The following is a 3,175-nucleotide window of genomic DNA, read 5'->3' as shown; positions in this document are numbered from 1 at the left end:
TTATTAAATCCACAAGCACACCTACTTATGGAGTATGGGACAAGCAATGGAGAGTCGCTAATTACGGAATGAAAGCGAGTAACATAGAAATCAGCGGCGGCGTCTTTTGCCGTCCGCTGGATTATTTTGTTATGAATTTATTTTTTTATATTTCTATCAGTACTTTTGATTCTTTGTCTATTTCTATGTTTGCTTTTGACTTGATATTCCTTCCCTCTTGATCTTTCGGCGATTACCAGCGGTTTAGTATCTATTGGTTCATGGAATAAAGTGTTTTGTTCCTGCAAATATCCCTTTATCCTTTTTTCGGCAAGGGTTACATATTCTTTTGAGATATCATAACCGACATAATGACGGCTTGACTTAAGGGCCGCCAGAGCGGTCTGGCCGCTTCCCATAAACGGGTCCAACACTACATCACCTTCAAAGGTGTATAGTTTGATCACCCGAAGTGGTAACTCAACAGGAAAAGGTGCCGGATGACCGACCTTTCGGGCAGACTCGGCAGAAAATGTCCAGACGCTTTTAGTGAATTCTAAAAATTCTTCTTTAGAAATAGTGCTTTTTTTGCCATTGGTGTTTTCTCTGGAAAATAGCCCTTTAGAGAAAACCAGAATATATTCGTGAATATCTCTAAGAATCGGATTTTTGGCAGACAGCCAACTCCCCCAGGCCGTGGAAGGACTACCACTCGATGCTTTATTCCAGATAACTTCACCCCTCATCAGGAAGCCCAAATCAAGCATATCTTCTATAATATAAGTATGTAGCGGAATATAGGGCCTGCGGCCTAAATTAGCAATATTGATACAGACACGACCACCGGGCATCATAACTCTCTTGACCTCACTCCAGATATGTTTAAGAAATGCCCTATATTCCTTGAGTGAAAGATTCTCGTCATATTCCTTCCCAACATTATAAGGCGGTGATGTCACCATCAAATGAACACTATTATCAGGTAATTCCATCATATGCTCACTGGATGAAGTAAAAATTTTATCCAAAAATTGAAGCGGAATAGAATTTTCTTCGTATTTTATCGTTTCTTCTTTAGGCAGTCCCTCATATAACCTGCTTTTGTAAAAAGAGGACGAATCATGATTTATTCTGCCGGGCGACCCGAAGGCGCTCGTTTTAGTGCCTATATTCTTTTGATATGGAGCCATTTTAGTCTTCCTCCCAGAAGTCAACCCATTTCTTGTATGGATTAAAATCTATTTTGGTCTTTTGCCATTCTATAATAATACGTTGGCATTGTTTATCTGCAACAAGATTTGATAGCGCTTCTTTTGTAATTTCAGCGCCACGAGGATTCGTTCCGGCCTTTGGTAATTTAATATAGTTTTCTCTGCCCATTTTGTCAAACAGTTTTTTCTGTAGCTCTACAGGAATATAAAAGAATCCACCAGTATCGCCCCAGTTAATCTGGACAAGCAAAATATCACAAGAGGGATAATAATTCTCTCTGAATTCTATGGCTTTTTGTGCATCAACCGTCCATATCAGTTTCACGCCGCCTAAACTTTTACCTGTAATAGTCTTAACGGACACTGGTTCACCAAATAGTTTTGCGTCAACTTCAGATTCGGTAATTGGTATTTCAGTTTCAACGTTAGACTCTCCGAATTTATAGATAAGCAGAGCCACGATTATCCTTTCACGAACCGAGCCGACTTCCATTCCTGTTTTGCCAGCCCGAGAACTTTCTAATTCAGCAAGTTGGAATAAATAGGACAATCGTTTCTTGATTTTTTCTACAAGGTTTTTATCAGTGAATATCTCCATTAGTTTACCAGCCATTTTTTACCTCTCTTTCCTATTTTTATATCAGTTATTTTTTAATTTTATCTATTTTATTCATCATAACAATTAAATATACGACCATCGTATTTTTTCGTTTCTTTAATATTATACTCTCGCCCATCAAAAAAACAATAGCAAAACTTATGAAATATATTGAGAAAATTATCAGAGTAATTCGTAATTGTCCGGTAATATCAGGTTTAAACGACTATCGTTTTTTATGAGTATTTTGTCCACCATTACCAGTTGTATTATTGGTCAACGGAAAAGGGCAACACGTTGTGTCTTTCAGGAAGACGCTGATCACAACAATTAACGCTAATTGACATTCAATTCATCGCTCGGTATAATTTATCTGCCCACATGTCCATAAAAAACATAGTGGGGGTACAAAATGCCGAGACGCAACGAAAGTATAGTCGAAATGTTGGTAGAGTTACCCTGGTGGGTGAGCGTCATTGTGGCCTTTATCTCGTACATTGGCATCAAATTCATTATTCCTGCAATAATGGGAGGAAGCCCATTTTTTAATGGTATTGCGCGGGGTCTCTCGTCGTTTGCGAAATGGGTCGCTCTTTTCTTTCTCATTCTTGGCGCTATCTCCGCTCTGTTTGCCTGGAGAAGAGGAGAACTGCTGAGGGGCCAGACAAGTGTCAGGACCATCAGTAATTTATCATGGCGACACCTTGAAGAGCTTGTCGGCGAAGCATACAGGCAGGTTGGTTATTCTGTTGTAGAAAACTCGGGTCCAGGAGCCGATGGCGGTGTAGACCTAATTGCTCAAAAAGATGGCGAGACAATATTGATTCAATGCAAGCAATGGAAGGCTCGTAAGATCGGAGTGAAAACGGTGAGGGAAATGTTCGGATTATTTAACTCCGAAAGAGCGAACGGGGTTCATATCGTTACAAGTGGAGATTTTACAGACGACGCTAAAGATTTCGCCAGAAATAAACCGATAAAGCTGATTGATGGCCCTATGCTGGTTCAGTTGGTAAGACAGGCTCAAGCGGCGACCATCTCCAAAGTTTCGCCTGTCAGCGAACCTCCTCGTGCGTATGCTGAACCAAGAGTTATTTGCCCGATATGCGGATCAAACATGGTCTTGAGAAAGGCCTCCAAGGGAGTGAATACTGGAAAGGAATTTTGGGGATGTGAAAAATTTCCATACTGCAGGGGTGTCAGGGATATAAAGTGAGGAACGAATATTTGGGGTCAGGTCTTGAAATATAAGTTTTTGTTTTAATTTTATCACTCCTTTGCCCCTTAACCATATGCTATCAAAAGATATTTTTGATGTCAACCCTAAAATCCGTGAATCGTGATTCGTGAGGCGTGAAGGGAAAAATATGCAGAGAGCAAAACGGTT

2 protein-coding genes and 1 pseudogene are annotated in these 3,175 nt (G+C 40.1%); 1 reads left to right on the top strand and 2 read right to left on the bottom strand.

Going from position 1 to position 3,175, the window contains the following annotated elements; all coding sequences use genetic code 11:
* Positions 1-293: 293 nt before the first annotated feature.
* Both NTU69_11220 and NTU69_11215 read right to left on the bottom strand, forming a co-directional pair.
* Positions 294-1,169: pseudogene (locus tag NTU69_11220) on the bottom strand (site-specific DNA-methyltransferase).
* A gap of 1 nt (position 1,170) precedes the next feature.
* Positions 1,171-1,803, bottom strand: a complete 633-nt coding sequence (locus tag NTU69_11215; protein ID MCX5804078.1) for a ThaI family type II restriction endonuclease — start codon at positions 1,801-1,803, stop codon at positions 1,171-1,173.
* Positions 1,804-2,200: 397 nt separating this feature from the next.
* On the opposite strand from NTU69_11215, the gene NTU69_11210 reads away from it, so the two are divergent.
* Positions 2,201-3,004 carry a DUF2034 domain-containing protein gene (locus NTU69_11210; GenBank protein ID MCX5804077.1) on the top strand — a complete coding sequence of 268 codons (804 nt, stop codon included), beginning with the start codon at positions 2,201-2,203 and terminating at the stop codon, positions 3,002-3,004.
* Positions 3,005-3,175 lie beyond the last annotated feature (171 nt).

This window comes from Pseudomonadota bacterium (assembly GCA_026388215.1).
Lineage (GTDB): Bacteria > Desulfobacterota > Syntrophorhabdia > Syntrophorhabdales > Syntrophorhabdaceae > JAPLKF01.
The sequence above is the reverse complement of the archived record's forward strand: the minus strand, read 5'-3'. Positions and strand labels throughout refer to the sequence as shown.